The sequence below is a fragment of the Brevibacillus sp. MCWH genome, from assembly GCF_013096935.1.
GTDB classification, from domain to species: domain Bacteria; phylum Bacillota; class Bacilli; order Brevibacillales; family Brevibacillaceae; genus Brevibacillus; species Brevibacillus aydinogluensis.
In genome coordinates, this window is sequence record NZ_SDLF01000169.1 from 1 (window position 1) to 441 (window position 441).

The following is a 441-nucleotide window of genomic DNA, read 5'->3' on the forward strand; positions in this document are numbered from 1 at the left end:
GCACGAAGGCGCCGGCGCCCACGCCGAGCGACACGAGCAGGCGCCGAACCTGGCCGGGCCGCCGGGCGTCGTCGCCGAAGCGCGCCGGGAGCTGGCGCAGGACCAGCACGAAGGCGACGATGGTGAGCGTCTCGATCGCGAACTGGGTGAGCGCCAGGTCGGGCGCGCCCTGGGCGACGAAGAAGCCGGCCATCGCGTAGCCCACCGCGCCGAGGATCACGACGGCGCCGAGGCGGCGCCGCACGAGGGCGGTGCCCACCACGGCGGCGACGATGAGGACGGTCAGGACGAGCTGCGCCGGCACCTCGGTGGGATCGGTGAGGCCGGGGAGCGACACGGTGGCGGCGGCGAGGACGGCCGGCCCGCCCACGACCACGACCAGGATGATGGCGATGTAGCGGGGGAGCGAACCGGTCTGCACGCGGGTCGTGGTGACCCGGG

General features: G+C 75.5%; 1 protein-coding gene. It reads right to left on the minus strand.

What is annotated here, in order from left to right; genetic code table 11:
• Positions 1-441, minus strand: a 441-nt coding sequence (locus ETC00_RS19915; protein ID WP_171567763.1) for a hydrogenase subunit MbhD domain-containing protein, incomplete at both ends; no start/stop codon positions are given.